Origin of the sequence: Stenotrophomonas sp. SBJS02 (genome assembly GCF_020428325.2) — a bacterium.
Lineage (GTDB): Bacteria > Pseudomonadota > Gammaproteobacteria > Xanthomonadales > Xanthomonadaceae > Stenotrophomonas > Stenotrophomonas africana.
The window spans coordinates 1,507,090-1,527,326 of record NZ_CP109812.1 but is presented as its reverse complement, the minus strand read 5'-3'; the positions used below and the strand labels follow the sequence as shown (position 1 = coordinate 1,527,326).

Here is a 20,237-nt window from a genome sequence, read left to right as displayed (position 1 = left end):
ACCTATCCCGCGGGCGGAATCGCTGGTTCCATATCAGGAGTATTGCAATGCCCCAGGTCACCATGCGTCAGATGCTGGAAGCCGGCGTCCACTTCGGCCACCAGACCCGCTACTGGAACCCGAAGATGGCTCCGTACATCTTCGGCGCCCGCGGCAAGATCCACATCATCAACCTGGAAAAGACCGTCCCGCTGTTCAACGACGCGATGAACTTCATCTCGTCGGTTGCCCAGAAGCGCGGCACCGTCCTGTTCCTGGGCACCAAGCGCAGCGCCCGCGAAACCATCAAGGAAGAAGCCGAGCGTTGCGGCATGCCGTTCATGAACCAGCGTTGGCTGGGCGGCACCCTGACCAACTTCCGTACCGTCAAGCAGTCGGTTGCCCGCCTGAAGGAACTGGAAGCCGGTGAAACCGACGGCACCTTCGAGAAGCTGGTCAAGCACGAAGTGCTGGGCCTGCGTCGCGAGCGCGACAAGCTGGAAGCCTCGCTGGGCGGCATCAAGGACATGAACCGTCTGCCCGACGCCATCTTCGTGATCGACATCGGCCACGAAGACATCGCGATCAAGGAAGCCAAGAAGCTGGGCATCCCGGTCATCGCCGTGGTCGACACCAACTACAACCCGGAACTGGTGGACTACGCCATCCCGGGCAACGACGACGCCATCCGCGCTGTGCAGCTGTACGCCCGCGCTGCTGCCGACGCCGTGCTGGAAGGCAAGGCTGCTGCTCCGCACGCCGCTTCGGTGCGTGAGGAAGAGTTCGCTGAAGCCGCTGCTGAAGGCGAAGAGAAGCCGGCCCGCCGCGCTCCGGCCAAGAAGGCTGCCAAGAAGGGCGACGACGCCCAGGCCTGATCCAGGCCCCGGGGTGGACGCCCGGCGTCCACCCTCCCTGCACGCAGCCTTTGGCGCGTGACAGGACCGTGTCACACGGGCCGGCCACCATGCCGGCCCAACCCCTTTCTTTCGTGAGGTAATCCCGTGGAAATCACTGCTTCCCTGGTCAAGGAACTGCGCGAGCGCACCGGCGCCGGCATGATGGAATGCAAGAAGGCGCTTACCGAAGCCAACGGCGACATCGACGCTGCTGCTGAAGCCATGCGCAAGTCCGGCGCTGCCAAGGCCGACAAGAAGGCTGACCGCGTGGCCGCCGAAGGCCGTCTGGGCCTGGCCCAGGATGGCGGCAAGGCCGTGCTGGTCGAAGTCAACTCGGAAACCGACTTCGTCGCCAACGATGACAATTTCAAGTCCTTCGTCAATGCCGTTGCCGCTGCCGCCCTGGCATCGGGCGCCACCGACGTCGAAGCCGTGAAGGCTGCCAAGCTGGCCGATGGCCGCACCGTTGAAGAAGCCCGCGCGACCGCCGTGCAGACCCTGGGTGAGAACATCCAGATCCGTCGCATGGTGAAGGTTGATGGCAACAACACCGTCGGCGCCTACGTCCACACCAACGGCAAGGTTGGCGTGCTGGTCGACCTGGTCGGCGGCGACGTCGAGCTGGCCCGTGGTCTGGCCATGCACGTGGCTGCCCTGAAGCCGCCGCACAACAAGGCTTCGGACGTTCCGGCCGACTTCGTCGAGAAGGAAAAGGAAATCGAGCTGGCCAAGATGTCCGAAAAGGACAAGGCCAAGCCGGCCGAGATCCTGGAAAAGATCATCAGCGGCAAGATCAACAAGATCGTCAGCGACGTGACCCTGTACGGCCAGACCTACGTGCTGGGCGATACCACCGTCGAGCAGGTGGTCAAGGCCGCAGGCGCCGACGTGGCTGGCTTCAAGCTGCTGATCGTCGGCGAAGGCATCGAGAAGGTGGTGGAAGACTACGCCGCCGAAGTTGCCAAGGCGATGCAGGTCTGATTCCAGCCTTCCGGCCGTGAAGCGACCATAAGGAGCCGCGGGAAACCGCGGCTCTTTTTTTTTTGCATGGCCCAAGGGATGAACCCATGCCCGACCGGTGGGTACGCACCGTTGGTGCGCACACCGGCACCTTTGCGTTGTGCGCGATTCAAGCCGATACTCAGGCGCAGGGAATCCACAGTCACATAGCAGGAACGAAAATCGCGGACTGTGATGCATTCCTAGGTATTCTTGTCCCAATGGAATTGAACGACCCGACATGCCTCCCGAGCTGACAGCTGCCCTGGCGCTCTGCCGCAACCTGCCTTCGCCACCCGGTATTGCCCTGCGCATCATCGAACTGGCACAGGACCCGGAAGCGGACATCGCCACCGCCGCCGACATCATCGCCATCGACATGGCGCTGAGCGCTCGCATGCTGCGCATCGCCAATTCACCGCTGTACGCCAGCCGTCGCCGCATCGAGAACCTCGGCCAGGCGCTGACCATGCTGGGCCTGAATGCCACGATCAGCCTTGCTCTGGGCTTCACCGTTACCCAGGGCCTGACCGGCGGTGCCGGTGCCGACCACGACCTGCGCCAGCGCGCGTGGAAACGCAGCATCCTCAGCGCCCTGGCCGCCAGCCAGCTGGGCCAGGCCCGCGGCCTGCGCCGGCTGGAGGAACTGATGCTGGCCGGGCTGCTGCAGGACCTCGGCGTGCTGTGCCTGGCCCAGGCCGAGTCGGAGCGCTACCTGCCGCTGCTGCGCGAAGCCCGCGACAACACGGATCTGGTCGCCCGCGAGCGCGAGGAACTGGGCTGCAGCCATGCCGATGTCGGCGCCTGGGTGGCCGAGCAGTGGGGCCTGCCGCGCTATCTGGTGGAAAGCATCAGCCACAGCGAGGACGAGGACGCTGCCGAGTCGCCGTTCCAGGCCTGCGTGCAGCTGTCCGGCGCGGTCGCCGACATCTGGCTGGACGACGACGCCGATGCCGCCCGCGAGCGCGCCCTGCACCAGGTGCACGACCGCCTGGAACTGGACAGCGCCCGATTCGACCAGGTGCTGACCCGCATCAGCGAGGCCCTGCCGGACATCGCCAGCCTGTTCGAGGCCGGCCTGAACTCGCCATTGCGGGTGCGCGAACTGATCGACCACGCGCAGGAGCTGGCCACCCTGCGCAACCTGCGCGAGTTGCAGGATGCCGACCAGGCGCGCCGCCGCGCCGACGAATTCGAGGCGCGGGCCAAGCGCCTGGCCGACCAGGCCCACCGCGACGCTCTGACCGGCGTGCTCAACCGCCGCCAGCTGGAGGCGGTGCTGGAGCAGGAGTTCCTGCGCGCCGGGCGCCAGGGCTGGCCGCTGTCGGTGGCCTTCATCGACCTGGACGACTTCAAGAAGATCAACGATGCCCACGGCCATCTGACCGGCGACGAAGTGCTGCGCGCTTTTGCCGGCAAGCTGCAGGGCCAGCTGCGCAACAGTGACACTGTGGCCCGCTTCGGTGGTGAGGAGTTCGTCGCACTGCTGCCCAACACCAGCGAATCGGTGGCGCTGGACGTGATCCGCCGGGTATTGGCCAACATCGTCGCCACGCCGATGGCCGAGCTGGAGGGCGGCCCGCTGTTCGTCACCTTCTCCGCCGGCGTAGCCACCCAGGGCGGCTACGAGCGCTTCGCCGACGTGCAGGACCTGCTGCGTGCGGCCGACGATGTGCTGTACCGCTCGAAGAACCTGGGCCGCAACCGGGTGATCGCCCGCTCCCCCGGCGCCCTGGGCCACGACGAGCTTTCGGCCACCGCCAGCGCCGAGCTGGGCTGAACCGGAAGCCCCGCATGACCGGGGCGAACGCCAGGATTTTGCGCCGCAGTGCACAAAACACTTTGGCCCGACGCCGCATGCGCGTAGAATCGCCCGCGATTTCCACGCACCCGAGGTCCCCATGTCCAAGCTCGCCTATCGCCGCATCCTTCTGAAACTGTCCGGGGAGGCGCTGATGGGAGATGAGGACTACGGCATCGACCCGAAGATCATCAACCGCCTGGCCCGTGAGGTCATCGAAGCCCAGCAGGCAGGCGCCGAAGTCGCGCTGGTGATCGGCGGCGGCAACATCTTCCGCGGCGCCGGCCTGGCCGCGGGCGGCATGGACCGGGTCACCGGCGACCAGATGGGCATGCTGGCCACGGTCATCAACGCCCTGGCCATGCAGGATGCCCTGGAAAAGCTGGGTGCCAAGGCCCGCGTGATGAGCGCGATCAAGATCAACGACGTGTGCGAGGACTACATCCGCCGCCGCGCCATCCGCCACCTGGAAAAGGGCCGCCTGGTGATTTTCGCCGCCGGCGTCGGCAGCCCGTTCTTCACCACCGACTCCGGTGCTGCCCTGCGCGCGATCGAGATCGGCGCCGACCTGCTGCTGAAGGCCACCAAGGTTGACGGCGTGTACGACAAGGACCCGAACAAGCACAGCGACGCGGTCCGCTTCGACAGCCTGAGCTACGACGAAGTGATCCGCCGTGGCCTGGAGGTGATGGATACCGCCGCCTTCGCACTGGCCCGCGACAGCGATCTGCCGATGCGCGTGTTCGACATGGGCCAGCCGGGCGAGCTGCTGAAGATCCTCAGCGGCGAGAACATCGGCACCCTGGTCCAGGGCCGCGACCCGGCCTGAGCCTGAGTGCCAGGCGAGCTCCGGGCCGATTCAGGCCCGGCAGCGTCCCGTATTCGCCTATAATCGCCCGATTCCAGTTACACCCAGGACCGGGCGATGCTCAACGACATCAAGAACAACGCGCAGACGCGCATGGCCAAGAGCATCGACGCTCTGAAGCACACCCTCACCTCGATCCGCACCGGCCGCGCCACCCCGGCCCTGCTGGACCGCGTCACGGTCAGCGCCTATGGCAACGCCAGCACCCCGCTGAACCAGGTCGCCTCGATCTCCAACGCCGACGCCCACTCGCTGCTGGTGACGCCGTTCGACAAGAGCATGATCAAGGAGATCGAAAAGGGTCTCTACAACGCCGAGTTCACTCCGAACACCCTGGGCACCGCGATCCGCATCAACATGCCGCCGCCGACCGAAGAGCGCCGCAAGGAGCTGGCCAAGCAGGTGCAGAAGGAAGGCGAAGGCGCCAAGATCGCGATCCGCAACATCCGTCAGGACGCGAACAAGGAAATCGCCAAGCTGGTCAAGGACAAGGCGATCAGCGAAGACGAGAAGAAGCGCGGTGAAGACGACATCCAGAAGTTGACCGACACCAACATCAAGGACGTCGACAAGGTCGTTGCCGACAAGGAAAAAGAACTGCTGTCGGTCTGAAGTCGATGCCTTCAGTCCCGCCTCCGTTGCCGGCCGCCCTGCCCCGCCACATTGCCATTATCATGGATGGCAATGGGCGCTGGGCACAGCAGCGCCGTCGTCCGCGCGTGATCGGCCACCGGGCCGGCGCGCGTGCGGTCAACCGCACCATCGAGCGCTGCCTTGAACTGGGCATTCCGGCACTGACCCTGTTCGCATTCTCCAGCGAAAACTGGGGCCGGCCGCAGGAAGAAGTCGATGCGTTGATGAAGCTGTTCCTCGGCGCGCTCGACCGCGAAGTGGACGAGTTGCATCGGCGTGGCGTGCGCGTGCGCTTCATCGGCGAACGCGAGCGCTTCGGCGCCGGTCTGGTCAGCCGCATGCAGCTGGCCGAACAGCGCACCGCCGACAACACCACCCTGACCCTGTCGATTGCCGCCAGCTACGGTGGCCGCCAGGACATCGCCCGCGCCGCGCGCGCCCTGGCAGCTGAAGTCGCTGCCGGCCGCCTGCTGCCCGAACAGATCGACGAATCACTGCTGGGCCGCCAGGTTGCCCTGGCTGACCTGCCGCCACCGGACCTGTTCATCCGCACCGGTGGCGATACCCGCATCAGCAACTTCCTGCTGTGGCAGCTGGCGTACACCGAGCTGTGGTTCACCGAGGCCCTGTGGCCGGACTTCGATGCCGCGCTGCTGCAGCAGGCACTGGACGCCTATGGCGGCCGCGAACGTCGTTTCGGTCTGACCAGCGCCCAGATCGCCGCACTGGCCACCGAGACCTCCAGCCCATGACCAAGATCCGAGTCCTCGCCGCGCTGATCATGGCGCCGGTCGCCATTGCCGCGATCCTGCTGTTGCCGACGCAATGGCTGGCAGCCGCCGCCGCCGCCGTGCTGCTGATCGGCCTGTGGGAGTGGCTGAAGCTGGCCGGCATCGAAGACACGCTGGCGCGCACCGTGCTGCTGGTGCTGAACCTGCTGCTGATGGTGCTGCTGGTGTGGGCCGATGGCAGCACGCTGGTGCTGTTCCAGATCACCACGTTGGCCGGTGTTGCCTGGTGGTTGGCGGCGCTGGTCTGGCTGCGTTTCTTCAACTTCGGCGCGCAACCGTCGGCCCCCTCGCGCATCGTGAAGATGCTGGCCGGCACCCTGGCCATCGTTCCGGCCTGGGCCGCGCTGGTGCTGATCCACGCCGGCGGCGATCCGCCGGGCAAGCAGGGCCACCTGTGGCTGCTGGCGGCGCTGGCACTGGTCTGGGCGGCCGATTCGGGCGCCTATTTCGCCGGTCGTCACTTCGGCAAGCACAAGCTCGCCCCGCGCATCAGCCCCAACAAGACCTGGGAAGGCCTGTTCGGCGGCCTGCTGGCCGGTGTCGCCGTGGCCCTTGGCCTGGGCTGGCTGGCGGGCATCGATGCGGGCCACCTGCCGGGCCTGCTGATCACCTCGGTGGTGGCGGTATTTGCCTCGGTCCTGGGTGATCTGTTCGAAAGCCTGATCAAGCGTCACGCCGGTGCCAAGGACTCGGGTCACCTGATTCCGGGCCATGGCGGCGTGCTCGACCGTGTCGACGGCGTCCTGGCCGCAGTGCCGGTGTTCGCACTCGGCAAGGAAATCTTCGGGTTCTGACCATGAATGCTGTCGCAGACCTGCGCCGGGTCGCCGTATTCGGCGCCACCGGTTCAATCGGTGCCTCCACGCTGGACGTGATCGCCCGCCACCCGCAGCGCTACCAGGCCACGGTGCTCGCCGCCGGCCGCCAGGTGCAGGCGCTGCTGGCACTGTGCCGCCAGCACAGGCCAGCTCACGCGGTGATTGCCGACGAATCGCTGTTCGGCGAACTGCGTGACGGCCTGCGCGATGCCGGCCTGGCGACCGAGGCCCATGCCGGCCATGCCGCGCTGGACCAGCTGGCCGCCAGCGATGCCTGTGACACCGTCGTCGCCGCCATCGTCGGCGCCGCCGGGCTGTCTTCGACCCTGGCGGCCGCGGCCGCCGGCAAGCGCATCCTGCTGGCCAACAAGGAATCGCTGGTGCTGGCCGGCGAGCTGCTGACCCGCACTGCCGAAGGTGCCGGCGCCGAAATCATCCCGATCGACAGCGAACACAGCGCGATCTTCCAGTGCCTGCGCTCGCGCGACGCCAGCATTGACGGCGCTGGTGTGCGCCGGATCCTGCTGACCGCCTCGGGTGGCCCGTTCCGCGGCCGCAGCCGGGCCGAGCTGGCCCAGGTGACACCGGCGCAGGCCGTGGCCCATCCGAAATGGTCGATGGGCCCGAAGATCTCGGTTGATTCGGCGACGTTGATGAACAAGGGCCTTGAAGTGATCGAGGCTCATCACCTGTTTGCGGTGCCGGGCGAGCGCATCGAGGTGCTGGTGCACCCGCAGAGCCTGGTGCATTCACTGGTCGAGTTCGTTGACGGTTCCACCCTGGCGCAGATGGGCCTTCCGGACATGCGCACCACCCTGGCGGTCGGCCTCGGTTGGCCGCAGCGCATCGAATCGGGCGTGGCCGGGCTGGATCTGCTGGCCCAGGGCCGGCTGGATTTCGAGGCGCCCGACACCGACGCCTTCCCCTGCCTGGCCCTGGCCTGGCAGGCGATGCAGGCAGGTGGCACCGCGCCGGCGGTGCTGAACGCTGCCAATGAAGAGGCCGTTTCAGCGTTTCTTCAGGGCCGGATCGGTTTCCTGACGATCCCGGAGCTGGTTGCTAACGCTCTTTCAACACTGCCGACGCAAGCAGCCGATACACTGGAGGTCCTGTTGTCCGCCGACCAGCGGGCCCGCCAGCTGACCCTGAACGCCATCGCCGCCGCCTGAACGACCGCCTCGCCCAGCATGACGACGCCGCCCCTGCCCGCCACTGTGAGCCTGCATGACTGACTTCATCGGATCGGTCTGGTGGATGATCGTCAGCCTCGGGCTGCTGGTCACGTTCCACGAATTCGGTCACTACTGGGTCGGTCGCCTGTGCGGGGTCAAGATCCTGCGCTTCTCGGTTGGCTTCGGCCGCCCGCTGTGGTCGCGCCGGGACCGGCACGGCACCGAGTTCGCGATCGCCGCCATCCCGCTGGGTGGCTACGTGAAATTCCTCGACGAGCGCGAGGTCGAAGTCCATCCGCACGAGCGCGGCCAGGCCTTCAACCACAAGACCGTCTGGCAGCGCATCGCCATCGTCGCCGCCGGACCGATCGCCAATCTGCTGCTGTGCATCCTGCTGCTGTGGGCGATGTTCGTGATCGGCAAGCAGGACTATTCGCCGACCATCGGCCGTGCCGATGGCATCGCCGCCAGCGCCGGCCTGGCCAGTGGCGACCGCGTACTGCGCGTGGATGAGCGCCAGGTGGCCACCCTCGGTGAAGCCAGCATGGCGCTGACCGCTGCCGCGATGGACCGCCGCGATGTGAAGCTGGAAGTGCTCGACCGCGCCGACCAGGTACGGGTTCGCACCCTGTCGCTGTCGCAGCTGCCGGCCGGCTTCGATGAACGTCGCGTGCCGATCCTGGCGGGTCTGTACTGGCAGTCGTGGCTGCAGCCGGCCCTGGTCGAGTCGCTGACCCCGGATTCGGTCGTCAGCGGGCAACTGCAGCCGGGCGACCTGATCGTGGCCATCGATGGCCAGCGCATCGACAGCGTCGACCAGGTGATCGGCGAGATCCAGGCCCTCGGCCGTGCCGGTGGCCCGGGGATGATCGAGGTTCTGCGCGGCGGTGAACGCCTGGCGCTGGAAGTGACCCCCCGTCAGGGCAAGGATGGCAAGGGCAACCCGGTCTGGCAGATCGGCGTCGGATTCCCCACCAGCTACAGCCCCGCCTACGACACCCTGCTGCGCTACGGGCCGCTCGATGCGGTGACCGTGGCCGTACGCGAAACCGGCCGCCTGGCCGCAGATTCGCTGGGCATGATGGGCCGCATCGTCACCGGCAAGGCCTCGCTGCAGAACGTTTCCGGGCCGGTCACCATCGCCCGCGTGGCCAATGTTTCGGCCAAGCGAGGCCTCGATTGGTTCCTGCAGTTCCTTGCCCTGCTGTCACTCAGCCTGTGCATCATCAACCTGTTGCCGATCCCGATCTTGGACGGCGGCCACCTGCTGTATTACCTTATCGAGTTGGTCAAGGGCAGCCCGCTGAGCGAGCGTGCCATCGCCGCCGGCCAATACATCGGCCTGGCGTTGCTGGCCGGGCTGATGGGGTTGGCGTTCTACAACGACATCCTCGGCCTGGTCCCGCGATGAACTTTTCCACGTTGTTGCCGTCTACAGCGTCGGCATCCCGCACCAATGAAATCGACCTTCCTACCGGACGTGACATGACGCGACTCCCCAATCGCCGCCTGCTGGCCCTCGCCCTCGCCGCCGTCACCGGCGCTCCCGCCCTGGCCCAGGCAGCCGAGCCCTTCACTGTCAGCGACATCCGCGTGGATGGCCTGCAGCGCATCAGCTCGGGCACGGTGTTCACCTACCTGCCGGTGGAACGTGGCGAGACCATCACCGACAACAAGGTCGGCGAGACCATCCGCGCCCTGTACAAGACCGGCTTCTTCGAAGACGTGCAGCTGGACCGCCAGGGCAGCATCCTGGTGGTGACCGTCAAGGAACGCCCGGCAATCAACAAGCTGACCGTCACCGGCAACAAGGACATCAAGTCCGAGCAGCTGCTCAAGGGCCTGTCCGACATCGGCCTGACCGAAGGCGGCACCTTCGACCGCCTGAGCCTGGACCGCGTGACCCAGGAGCTTCGCCGCCAGTACAACGACCGCGGCAAGTACACCGTCGAGATCACCCCGACCGTGAGCCCGCTGGACCGCAACCGCGTGGACATCGCGATCGCGATCAAGGAAGGCAAGGCGGCCAAGATCCGCCACGTCAACCTGGTCGGCACCGAGAAGTTCGAGAGCAAGGACATCCTGGAGACCTGGGAGTCCAAGGAGCACAACTGGGCGTCGTGGTACCGCCGTGACGACCAGTACTCCAAGGAAAAGCTGTCCGGCGACCTGGAAAAGCTCAACTCCTGGTACCTGGACCGCGGCTATGTCGACTTCAGCATCGATTCCACCCAGGTCTCGATCAGCCCCGACAAGCGCGACATGTTCCTCACCGCCGGCGTGACCGAGGGTGCGCAGTACAAGATTTCCGAGATCAAGGTCAGCGGCGACACCATCCTCCCGCAGGAGGACGTCGAGCGCATGGTGATCCAGAAGCCGGGCGACACGTTCTCGCGTGCGCTGCTGGAGTTCAGCTCGGACACCATCACCAATTCGCTGTCCAACATCGGCTACGCGTTCGCCAAGGTGAACCCGATCCCGACCACCAACCGCCCCGACCAGACCGTGGCGATCAACATGCAGGTCGTCCCCGGCCCGCGCGTGTCGGTGCGTCGCATTCTGTTCCGTGGCAACACGCGCACCTCCGACGAAGTGATGCGTCGCGAAATGCGCCAGTTCGAGAACAGCTGGTACTCGCAGGCCGCGATCGACCGTTCCAAGATCCGCCTGCAGCGCCTGGGCTACTTCGAGTCCGTTGACGTCGAGACTCCGGCCGTCAGCGGCAGCAACGACCAGGTCGACGTCGTCTACAACGTCAAGGAAACCACCTCCGGCAGCTTCGTGTTCGGCCTGGGCTATTCGCAGTCCTATGGCATGACCACGTCGGTACAGCTGTCGCAGAACAACTTCCTCGGCGGCGGCAACCGTGTGTCGGTCGAAGCCTCGCGCAGCAGCTACCTGCAGCGCTATGGTTTCAGCTACACCAATCCGTACTTCACCGATGACGGCGTGTCGCTGGGCTACAACCTGTCCTGGCGCGAACTGGACTACTCCGACTTCAACACCGCGCAGTACAACAGCACCAATGGTTCGGCGCAGGTGGTGTTCGGCGTACCGATCACCGAGACCGATACTGTCTCGCTGATGTTCGGCATCGACAGCAATCAGATCACCACCTACCCGGGCTCCACCCCGCAGTCGATCATCGACTACATCAACGTGCTGGGCAGCAAGACCTTCCACGCGTGGCGCACGGAGCTGGGCTGGGCACGCGACTCGCGCAACGACTACTTCATGCCGACCCGCGGTACCTACCAGCGCGTTGGCCTGGAGACGACGCTGCCGGGCTCGACCATCGAGTACTACAAGCTGAATTACCAGATCAGCAAGTACTGGCCGATCATGCCGTCGCTGGTCATCAACACCCGCGCTGAAGTCGGTTACGGCGACAGCTACGGCAAGGACAAGACCGCGATGGTGCCTGACAAGGACGGCAACCTGCGTCCGGTCACCGCATCGGGCCTGCCGTTCTACGAGAACTTCTATGCGGGTGGTACCAATTCGGTGCGCGGTTTCGAGGACAACACCCTCGGCCCGCGTGAAGTCACCAACGGCTATCCGGAAGGCCAGCCGCTGGGTGGTTCGCTGAAGACCGTCGGTTCGGTCGAAGCCTACTTCCCGCGCCTGTTCGACAGCCCGTCGGCACGCGTGTCGGCCTTCGTCGACTTCGGCAACGTGTACAACGGCACCAAGAACTTCAAGGCCAACGAACTGCGCGTGTCTACCGGTGTGGCCCTGCTGTGGCGCGCCCCGGTCGGCCCGATCTCGATCAGCTACGCCTTCCCGCTCAAGAAGGAAGACGATGACAAGGTCGAGCGTCTGCAATTCACGTTCGGTGGGCAGTTCTGACGAACCGCCCTGCGGTTCATCAGAACTGCACGCGCATCCCTCCTATCCCCCGCGCCGCTGGCGCGCCCCCCTTAACAAAGGGGGGGTCTCCACCAGACGGGGTGCGAAGCGCCGGGCATTGCCCGGCGTTTTCGTTTTGCAGATGACACTGCACGGCACGGGCTTTTGGCCGCGCTCGCGGGAAATTGTCCAGAGGCGGCGGGCGGCCCTGGACAGGACCGTTGGCGCCATGGATGGCGCCATCGAGCACCATGGAGGGGCTTTTGCGTGTCCTGGCCAGGGCCACCCGCCGCCTCCCGCTCGTACCAGGCAGGCGCCAAGCCCTGCCCCCGCATGACCGAAATGGCGTCTCACGTTAAACTCCCGCCGTGAATACTCCCACCTACACCGCCCAGCAACTCGCCGAGCAGTTCGGCCTGCAGGTCCATGGCGACCCCGCCACCGCCATCCATGGCGTGGCCACCCTCGCCCATGCCGGTCCTGGCCAGCTGACCTTCCTCGCCAATCCACGCTACCGCGCCCAGCTGGCCGACAGCCACGCCTCGCTGGTGGTCCTGCGTGCCGACGACGCAGAGGCCGCCCCCGGCACCGCGCTCGTGGCCAAGGACCCCTACACCACCTTCGCCAAGATCGCCGCGCTGTTCGACATCGCGCCGACGCGGTCGCCGGGCATCCACCCCAGCGCCGTCATCGATTCCAGCGCCCAGGTTGCCGCCAGCGCGCATATCGGCCCGTTCGTCTCCGTCGGCGCACGCAGCGTGGTCGGCGAGAACTGCATCATCGGCACCGGCAGCGTGATCGGCGAAGACTGCAGCCTGGACAACGGCTGCGAGCTGATCGCGCGGGTCACCCTGGTCACCCGGGTCAAGCTCGGCAAACGCGTCCGCGTGCACCCCGGTGCCGTGCTCGGCGCCGATGGCTTCGGCCTGGCAATGGACGCCGGCAAGTGGATCAAGGTGCCGCAGCTCGGCGGCGTCCGCATCGGCGACGACTGTGAGATCGGCGCAAACACCTGTGTCGACCGCGGCGCGCTGGAAGACACCGTGCTGGACGAGGACGTGCGCCTGGACAACCTGGTGCAGATCGCACACAACGTGCAGATCGGCGCGCACTCGGCCATCGCCGGCTGCACCGGCATCGCCGGCAGCGCCAAGATCGGCCGCTACTGCCTGCTCGGCGGCCACGTCGGCGTGGTCGGCCACCTTGAGATCTGCGACAAGGTCGTGATCACCGGCAAGTCGGTGGTCCGCAACTCCATCCATGAGCCGGGCGAGTACTCGTCCGGCACCCCGTTGACCGATAACCGCACGTGGCGCAAGAACGCCGCGCGCTTCAAGCAGCTGGACGCATTGGCTCGCCGCGTCCTGGCCGCTGGCAAGGAGAAAGAATGAACGACACGCTGCAGCTTCCTATCGACGTCTGCGAGATCCAGGAACTGCTCCCGCACCGTTACCCGTTCCTGCTGGTGGACCGGGTGCTTGAACTCGACATCGAGGCCAAGCGCATCCTGGCGCAGAAGAACGTCAGCATCAACGAGCCGTTTTTCCAGGGCCACTTCCCCGGCCGCCCGATCATGCCCGGCGTGCTGATCATCGAAGCGCTGGCCCAGGCCGGTGGCGTGATGACCCAGCTCACGCTTGGCCGCGATGCGCAGTCCAAGCTGTTCTACATGGTCAAGGTGGAAAACGCCCGCTTCAACAAGCAGGTCGTGCCCGGCGACGTGCTGATGCTCGATGTGCAGATGAAGCGTCTGATCCGCAACATGGGCTGGTACTACGGCGAAGCCAAGGTCAACGGTGAAGTCGTTGCCTCGGCCGAAGTCATGTGCGCCGGTGCCAAGGGCTGATCCACTGGAGGCAGGAATGACTGACAACGCACCGCGGATCCACCCGACCGCCGTCATCGACCCGGCCGCGCGCCTGGCCGATGACGTGCAGGTGGGCGCCTTCACCCTGATCGGGGCCGATGTGGAAATCGGTGCCGGCACGGTGGTTGGCCCCCACTGCAGCATCCACGGCCCGACCCGGATCGGCCGCGACAACCGCTTCATCGGCCATGCCGCGATCGGTGGCGAACCGCAGGACAAGAAGTTCGGCGGCGAGCGCACCGAACTGGTGATCGGCGACCGCAACGTGTTCCGCGAGTTCGTCACGCTGAACCGCGGCACCGGCGGCGGCGGCGGCATCACCACCATCGGCAACGACAACTGGATGCTGGCCTACACACATGTGGCGCACGACTGCCACGTCGGCAACTTCTGTGTGTTCTCCAACAACACCACGCTGGCCGGCCACGTGACCGTAGGCGACTACGTGATCATCAGCGGCTTCGCCGGCGCCCACCAGTTCTGTCGCATCGGTGCCCACGCCTTCCTCGGCATGGGTGCACTGACCAATGGCGACGTGCCGCCCTTCACCATGGTCGGCACCGATTCGCTGGGCCGCCCGCGCGGCATCAACAGCGAAGGCCTGAAGCGCCGCGGCTTCGACGCCGAGCGTATCTCCGCCATCAAGCGTGCCTATCGGACGCTGTACGTGGCGGGCCTGCCGCTGGCCGAAGCCAAGGTGCAGCTGACAGAACAGGCGCGTGACAGCGATGACGTGAAGGCGATGCTGGACTTCATCGAGCACGCCGAGAGGCCCTTGCTGCGATGAGCAGCATGACCGGCCAGGCGCCGGCCGGCGCCGCCGTGATTCCGCTGGCCTCGATGGCCGGCAGCGTCCCCGCGCAGCGGGTGCTCAGCGAGCGTCCGTTGCGCATAGCGCTGGTGGCGGGCGAAGCCTCCGGCGATCTGCTCGGTGCGGGCCTGGTACGCGAACTGAAAGCGCGTTTTCCGAATGCCGAGTTCGCCGGCATCGGTGGCGATGCCATGCGCAGCGCCGGCTGCCAGACCTGGCACGATGCCAGCGAGCTGGCGGTGATGGGCCTGACCGAAGTACTGCGCCACCTGCCGCGCCTGCTCAAGCTGCGCTCGGCGTTCCGGCAGCGTGCGCTGGACTGGCAGCCGGATGTGTTCATCGGCATCGACGCGCCCGACTTCAACCTGGGCATCGAGCGTTGGCTGAAGCAGCGCGGCGTACGCACCGTGCATTACGTCAGCCCCTCGGTCTGGGCCTGGCGCGAGAAGCGCGCCGAGAAGATCGGCAGCAGCGCCGACCTGGTGCTGTGCCTGTTCCCGATGGAACCGCCGATCTATGCCAAGCACGGCATCGACGCGCGCTTCGTCGGCCATCCGATGGCCGATGACATCCCGCTGCAGGGCAACCGCGAGGAAGCGCGCGCCGCGCTCGGTCTACCGACCTCGGCCAAGGTGCTGGCGGTGTTGCCCGGCAGCCGCCTGGGCGAAATCTCGCGCCTCGGTGAACCGTTCTTCGAGGCGGCCTGGCAGGTCTCCGAACGCATCCCGGGCCTGCACGTGGTGGTGCCTGCCGCCAACCCCGCCTGCAAGCGCCTGATCGAAGAGCAGCTGTCGCGCTCTGCATTGCCGGTTGCGTACTCGCATGTGCTCGACGGCCAGGCACGCAACGCGATGATCGCCGCCGACGTGGTGGTGCTGGCGTCCGGTACCGCGACGCTGGAGGCAATGCTGGTGAAGCGACCGATGGTGGTCGGCTACCGTGTCAATGAACTGACCTACCGTCTGGTCAAGGCATTCGGCCTGATCAAGGTCGACCGCTTCGCCCTGCCCAACATCCTGGCCGGCCAGGACCTGGCACCGGAACTGATGCAGCACGACTGCACGCCGGACAAGCTGGCTGCGGCCATCCAGCAGTGGTTCGACCACCCACAACGGGTAACCGACCTGCAGGACACCTACGCGCGCCTGCATGAGCGCCTGCGTCGCAACGCCTCGGCCCGCGCCGCCGATGCCGTCGGCGAGCTGCTGATGCGCAACCAGGCCCAGGCATGAGCCGCCGCCACGCCGCAGCGGCCAGCCTTGCCCTGTTCGACGGCGCAGCCGTGGTCGAGCCAGAACGCCTGGTCGCCGGCGTCGACGAAGCCGGCCGGGGTCCGCTGGCCGGGCCGGTGGCGGTGGCCGCCGTGGTGTTCGATCCATCCCGGCCGCGCATCAATGGCCTGGACGATTCCAAGCAGCTCACCGCGGCCCGCCGCGAGCAGCTGCATGACCGCATCATCGAACGTGCCCTGGCCTGGCACGTGGTGCTGGTGGACGTGGACACCATCGACCGCCTGAACATCTACCAGGCCACCCTGCAGGGCATGCGCGATGTTGTTGCTGCGGTGGCCCACGTGGCCGGCTTCGCCCGCATCGATGGCAACGTGGTGCCCAAGGGCCTGGTACTGCCGGCACAGGCGCTGGTCGGCGGCGATGGCATCGATCGCGCGATCATGGCCGCCTCGATCCTGGCCAAGGTCTCGCGCGACCGTTACATGCAGGACGTGCATGCCCGCCACCCGCAGTACGGTTTCGAACAGCACAAGGGCTATGGCACCCCGGCCCACCTGGCCGCCCTGCGCGAGCACGGGCCCTGCATGGAGCACCGGCGCAGCTTCGCCCCGGTACGCGAGTGCCTGGAAGTGCCACAGGTTGTGGCAGCCATCGCCTGAGCCTGCTGGAGTTGTAGAGCCGAGCCCATGCTCGGCTGTCCACAGCAGCCGAGCATGGGCTCGGGTCTACAGAAGGCGGCCTCCCGCACGCCTGAATCCGGCGCCACGCCGTGCCCCTGTCAAGCCTTGTCGCAACCCCCTGCCCTCGCTACCCTGACCGGGCACTCCAGCGCTTCCCGACCCCGGCGACGATTTCCCCGTCAGCACCCGGGGCCCGCGCGCTCCAACCTGGTCCGGCATGTCCAACTCCCGCTTCGTACATCTCCACGTCCACACCGAGTTCTCGCTGGCGGACTCCACCATCCGTGTGCCGGCCAAACCGGACCAGGCGGACCCGAAGAAGGCCAAGCAGGCCAACCTGCTGTCGCGCTCGGTCGAGCTCGGGCTGCCCGCGCTGGCGGTGACCGACCTCAACAACCTGTTCGCGCTGGTCAAGTTCTACAAGGCCGCCGAAGGCGTAGGCATCAAGCCGATCGCCGGCGCCGACGTGCTGATCGCCGAAGAGGGCCAGGACCCGTGGCGGATGACGCTGCTGTGCCGCGACCGCGAGGGCTACCTGAGCCTGTCCCGGCTGCTGACACGCGCCTGGATGGAGGGCCATCGCCCCGAGGGCGGCGTGGCCGTGCACCCGGACTGGCTGAAGGCCGGCAACGCCAACCTGTTCGCATTGGCCGGGCGGCAGAGTCTGGCCGGGCGCCTGGCGCTGGACGGCAAGCATGAACTGGCCGAGCAGCAGCTGGCCGACTGGCAGCGCGTGTTCGGCGATGGCCTGCACCTGGAGCTGACCCGCACCGGCCGCGAGGGCGAGGAAACGTTCAACCAGTTCGCGCTGATGGCCGCCGGCCAGCGTGGCCTGCCGGTGGTGGCCAGCAATGACGTGCGCTTCCTGTCGCCGTCGGATTTCGACGCGCATGAAGCGCGCGTGTGCATTTCCACCGGCCGCGTACTGGACGACCCCAAGCGCCCGCGCGAGTACAGCGACCAGCAGTACCTGAAGTCGGCCGAGGAGATGTGTGCGCTGTTCGCCGACATCCCCGATGCGATCGACAACACGCTGGCGCTGGCCGAGCGCTGCAACATCGAGATGCGGCTGGGCACCTACTTCCTGCCCAACTACCCGGTGCCCGACGACGAGACCCTGGACACCTGGATCCAGAAGATGTCGCGCGACGGCCTGGAAGAGCGCCTGGAGAAGAATCCGCTGGCGCCGGGCAAGACCCGCGAGGAGTACTTCGAACGCCTGGAGTTCGAGCTCAATACCATCATCAAGATGGGCTTCCCGGGCTACTTCCTGATCGTTGCCGACTTCATCCAGTGGGGCAAGAACCAGGGCATTCCGATCGGTCCCGGCCGTGGTTCGGGTGCCGGTTCGCTGGTGGCGTGGGCGCTGAAGATCACCGACCTGGACCCGCTGCCGTACAACCTGCTGTTCGAGCGCTTCCTGAACCCGGAACGCGTGTCGATGCCCGACTTCGACATCGACTTCTGCATGGACCGCCGCGACGAGGTGATCGACTATGTCGCGCGCAAGTACGGGCGCGAGCGCGTCAGCCAGATCATCACCTACGGCACCATGGCCGCCAAGGCGGTGGTGCGCGACTCCGGCCGCGTGCTCGGCTTCCCGTACGGCCTGGTCGACGGTGTTTCCAAGCTGATCCCGAACATCCTCGGCATCCACCTGAAGGATGCGCTGGGCAAGGGCAAGGAAGGCCCGAGCTCGGAAATGGCCTCGGCCGAACTGATCCAGCGTTACGAGACCGAGGACGATGTCCGCGACCTGATCGACCTGGCGCTGCAGCTGGAAGACCTGACCCGCAACGCCGGCAAGCACGCCGGTGGCGTGGTGATCGGGCCCGAGCCGCTGAGCGAGTTCTGCCCGCTCTACGCCGAACACGACGAGAACGGCCTGGGCAAGAACCCGGTCACCCAGTTCGACAAGAACGACGTGGAAGAAGTGGGCCTGGTGAAGTTCGACTTCCTCGGCCTGCGCACGCTGACCATCATCGACTGGGCGGTGAAGGCAATCAACAAGCGCCATGAGCGCGCCGGCATTCCGCCGGTGGACATCGCCGCGATTCCGCTGGACGACACGCCCACCTACAAGGACATCTTCGCCAACGGCAATACCGGCGCGGTGTTCCAGTTCGAATCCTCGGGCATGCGCCGCCTGCTGAAGGACGCGCGCCCCGACCGTTTCGAAGACCTGATCGCACTGGTGTCGCTGTACCGCCCCGGCCCGATGGACCTGATTCCTTCGTTCAACGCGCGTAAGCACGGCCAGGAAGAAATCATCTATCCCGACCCGCGCACCGAAGCCATCCTGAAGGACACCTACGGCATCATGGTGTACCAGGAGCAGGTGATGCAGATGGCGCAGATCGTCGGCGGCTACTCGCTGGGCGGCGCCGACCTGCTGCGCCGCGCGATGGGCAAGAAGGTGCCGGCCGAAATGGCCAAGCACCGCGAGATCTTCCGCGAAGGCGCGGCCAAGGACGGCGTGGACGAGGCCAAGGCCGACGCGATCTTCGACCTGATGGAGAAGTTCGCCGGCTACGGCTTCAACAAGTCGCACGCCGCCGCCTACGCGCTGGTCAGCTACCAGACCGCGTGGTTGAAGCGCCATTACCCGGCCGAGTTCATGGCGGCCACGCTGTCCTCGGACCTGGACAACACCGAGAAGGTGGTCGGCTTCCTGGATGAGGTGCGCAACCTCGGCCTGACCGTGCTGCCGCCCAAGGTGAACCACTCCGCCTTCATGTTCGAAGCGGTGACGCCGGACACCATCCAGTACGGCCTCGGTGCGATCAAGGGCGTTGGCCAGGGGGCCTGCGAGGCGGTGGTCGAAGAGCGGTTGAAGGGCGGCCCGTTCAAGGACCTGCTCGACTTCTGCACCCGCGTCGGCTCGGCCAAGCTCAACCGGCGCACGCTGGAAGCGATGATCAACTGTGGTGCGCTGGACGAGCTCGGCCGCAACCGTGCCTCGCTGATGCTGCAGCTGCCGGAGGTGATCAAGGCTACCGACCAGATGGCGCGCGAACGTGCGTCGGGCCAGAACTCGCTGTTCGGCGGCCCCGATCCGAGCACCGTTTCGATCCAGCTGGACCTGCCCGAAGCCGAGGAATGGCCGCTGCTGCAGCGCCTGAACGGCGAGCGCGACACACTGGGCTTCTACCTCAGCGGACACCCGTTCGATCCCTGGCGCGACGATGTGCGCGACCTGGTCGGCAACGACCTGGGCTCGGTGGAGAAGATCTGGAGCGCCAACAGCGGTGGCGGCGGTGGTGGTGGCGAGAAGCGCTGGCGCCCGGAAGTGCAGACCGTGCTGGCCGGCCAGGTGGTCGGCGTGCGCCGCAAGGGCGAGAGCCAGATCTTCATCCAGCTCGAGGACGGCCGTGGTCGCGTCGAGTGCAGCGCGTTTTCCGACGCGATGGCCGAGTTCGGCCACCTCATGACCAAGGACCGCATCCTGGTGGTCAAGGGTGGCCTGCGTGAGGACGAATTCAACGGCGGCTTCGCGCTGCGCATCCGCCAGTGCTGGGACTTCGACGAAGTCTGCGCCAACTACGCCACGCGCCTGTCGCTGCGCCTGGACCTGCGCCAGCAGCGCCCGGTCTGGGAGCGCATCGATGCCCTGCTTGACCGCCATCGCCCGGGGCGCACGCCGCTGCGCCTGGACCTGCTGCTGAAGGGTCCGCACGGCGGCGTCGCCGGCATGCTCGATGTGTCCGGGCAGAGCGCGGTGCGCATCGATTCCAAGCTGATGGAGGCACTGCGCGCCGATCCCGCCGTGCGCACACTGAAGGTGCGCTACAGCCCGCCGTGGGCCAGCTGAGGTCGGCTCCTCCGTATTCCTGTATTTCCC

Annotated in this window: 15 protein-coding genes and 1 pseudogene; all 16 read left to right on the top strand. The window is 66.5% G+C overall.

The window, feature by feature from the left end:
- Positions 1-47 precede the first annotated feature (47 nt).
- The 16 genes and pseudogenes from rpsB to dnaE all read left to right on the top strand — a co-directional run bounded on the left by rpsB (position 48) and on the right by dnaE (position 20,207).
- Positions 48-854 carry a 30S ribosomal protein S2 gene (gene rpsB / locus FQS62_RS07240; protein WP_005408748.1) on the top strand — a complete coding sequence of 269 codons (807 nt, stop codon included), beginning with the start codon at positions 48-50 and terminating at the stop codon, positions 852-854.
- Between the two features lie 126 nt (positions 855-980).
- A complete protein-coding gene (gene tsf / locus FQS62_RS07235; RefSeq protein ID WP_049436477.1) occupies positions 981-1,856 on the top strand; it encodes a translation elongation factor Ts in 876 nt (291 codons plus the stop codon).
- Positions 1,857-2,115: 259 nt separating this feature from the next.
- Positions 2,116-3,654, top strand: coding sequence for a GGDEF domain-containing protein (locus tag FQS62_RS07230; protein ID WP_049445325.1), 1,539 nt, complete (start codon positions 2,116-2,118; stop codon positions 3,652-3,654).
- 121 nt (positions 3,655-3,775) lie between these two features.
- Positions 3,776-4,504 carry a UMP kinase gene (pyrH, locus tag FQS62_RS07225; RefSeq protein ID WP_010486325.1) on the top strand — a complete coding sequence of 243 codons (729 nt, stop codon included), beginning with the start codon at positions 3,776-3,778 and terminating at the stop codon, positions 4,502-4,504.
- A gap of 96 nt (positions 4,505-4,600) precedes the next feature.
- Complete coding sequence (gene frr / locus FQS62_RS07220; RefSeq protein WP_032127942.1) at positions 4,601-5,155, top strand: ribosome recycling factor; 555 nt, start codon at positions 4,601-4,603, stop codon at positions 5,153-5,155.
- Between the two features lie 5 nt (positions 5,156-5,160).
- Positions 5,161-5,928, top strand: coding sequence for a polyprenyl diphosphate synthase (uppS, locus tag FQS62_RS07215; protein ID WP_049445328.1), 768 nt, complete (start codon positions 5,161-5,163; stop codon positions 5,926-5,928).
- Positions 5,925-6,761 carry a phosphatidate cytidylyltransferase gene (locus FQS62_RS07210; RefSeq protein ID WP_049445331.1) on the top strand — a complete coding sequence of 279 codons (837 nt, stop codon included), beginning with the start codon at positions 5,925-5,927 and terminating at the stop codon, positions 6,759-6,761. The genes uppS and FQS62_RS07210 overlap by 4 nt, the downstream gene beginning before the upstream one ends.
- A 2-nt stretch (positions 6,762-6,763) precedes the next feature.
- Positions 6,764-7,954 carry a 1-deoxy-D-xylulose-5-phosphate reductoisomerase gene (locus tag FQS62_RS07205; protein WP_208042883.1) on the top strand — a complete coding sequence of 397 codons (1,191 nt, stop codon included), beginning with the start codon at positions 6,764-6,766 and terminating at the stop codon, positions 7,952-7,954.
- A gap of 55 nt (positions 7,955-8,009) precedes the next feature.
- Positions 8,010-9,368: an RIP metalloprotease RseP gene (rseP, locus tag FQS62_RS07200; RefSeq protein ID WP_049445337.1), complete on the top strand. Its 1,359-nt coding sequence runs from the start codon at positions 8,010-8,012 to the stop codon at positions 9,366-9,368.
- Between the two features lie 74 nt (positions 9,369-9,442).
- Positions 9,443-11,806 carry an outer membrane protein assembly factor BamA gene (gene bamA, locus FQS62_RS07195; RefSeq protein WP_049445340.1) on the top strand — a complete coding sequence of 788 codons (2,364 nt, stop codon included), beginning with the start codon at positions 9,443-9,445 and terminating at the stop codon, positions 11,804-11,806.
- 368 nt (positions 11,807-12,174) lie between these two features.
- Positions 12,175-13,197: a UDP-3-O-(3-hydroxymyristoyl)glucosamine N-acyltransferase gene (lpxD, locus tag FQS62_RS07190; protein WP_208043963.1), complete on the top strand. Its 1,023-nt coding sequence runs from the start codon at positions 12,175-12,177 to the stop codon at positions 13,195-13,197.
- Positions 13,194-13,652 (top strand): 3-hydroxyacyl-ACP dehydratase FabZ, encoded by a 459-nt coding sequence (gene fabZ / locus FQS62_RS07185; protein ID WP_049445343.1) that lies wholly within the window; start codon positions 13,194-13,196, stop codon positions 13,650-13,652. Before lpxD ends, fabZ begins: the two co-directional genes overlap by 4 nt.
- A 16-nt stretch (positions 13,653-13,668) precedes the next feature.
- A complete protein-coding gene (gene lpxA, locus FQS62_RS07180; protein ID WP_057499592.1) occupies positions 13,669-14,460 on the top strand; it encodes an acyl-ACP--UDP-N-acetylglucosamine O-acyltransferase in 792 nt (263 codons plus the stop codon).
- Positions 14,461-14,552: 92 nt separating this feature from the next.
- A pseudogene (gene lpxB / locus FQS62_RS07175) lies at positions 14,553-15,716 on the top strand (lipid-A-disaccharide synthase); the annotation flags it as partial.
- Positions 15,713-16,375: a ribonuclease HII gene (locus FQS62_RS07170; RefSeq protein WP_057499594.1), complete on the top strand. Its 663-nt coding sequence runs from the start codon at positions 15,713-15,715 to the stop codon at positions 16,373-16,375. The pseudogene lpxB and the gene FQS62_RS07170, both read left to right, overlap by 4 nt.
- Positions 16,376-16,613: 238 nt before the next feature.
- Entirely contained in the window at positions 16,614-20,207 is a 3,594-nt protein-coding gene (dnaE, locus tag FQS62_RS07165) for a DNA polymerase III subunit alpha (protein WP_088480706.1), read from the top strand.
- Positions 20,208-20,237: the final 30 nt, after the last annotated feature.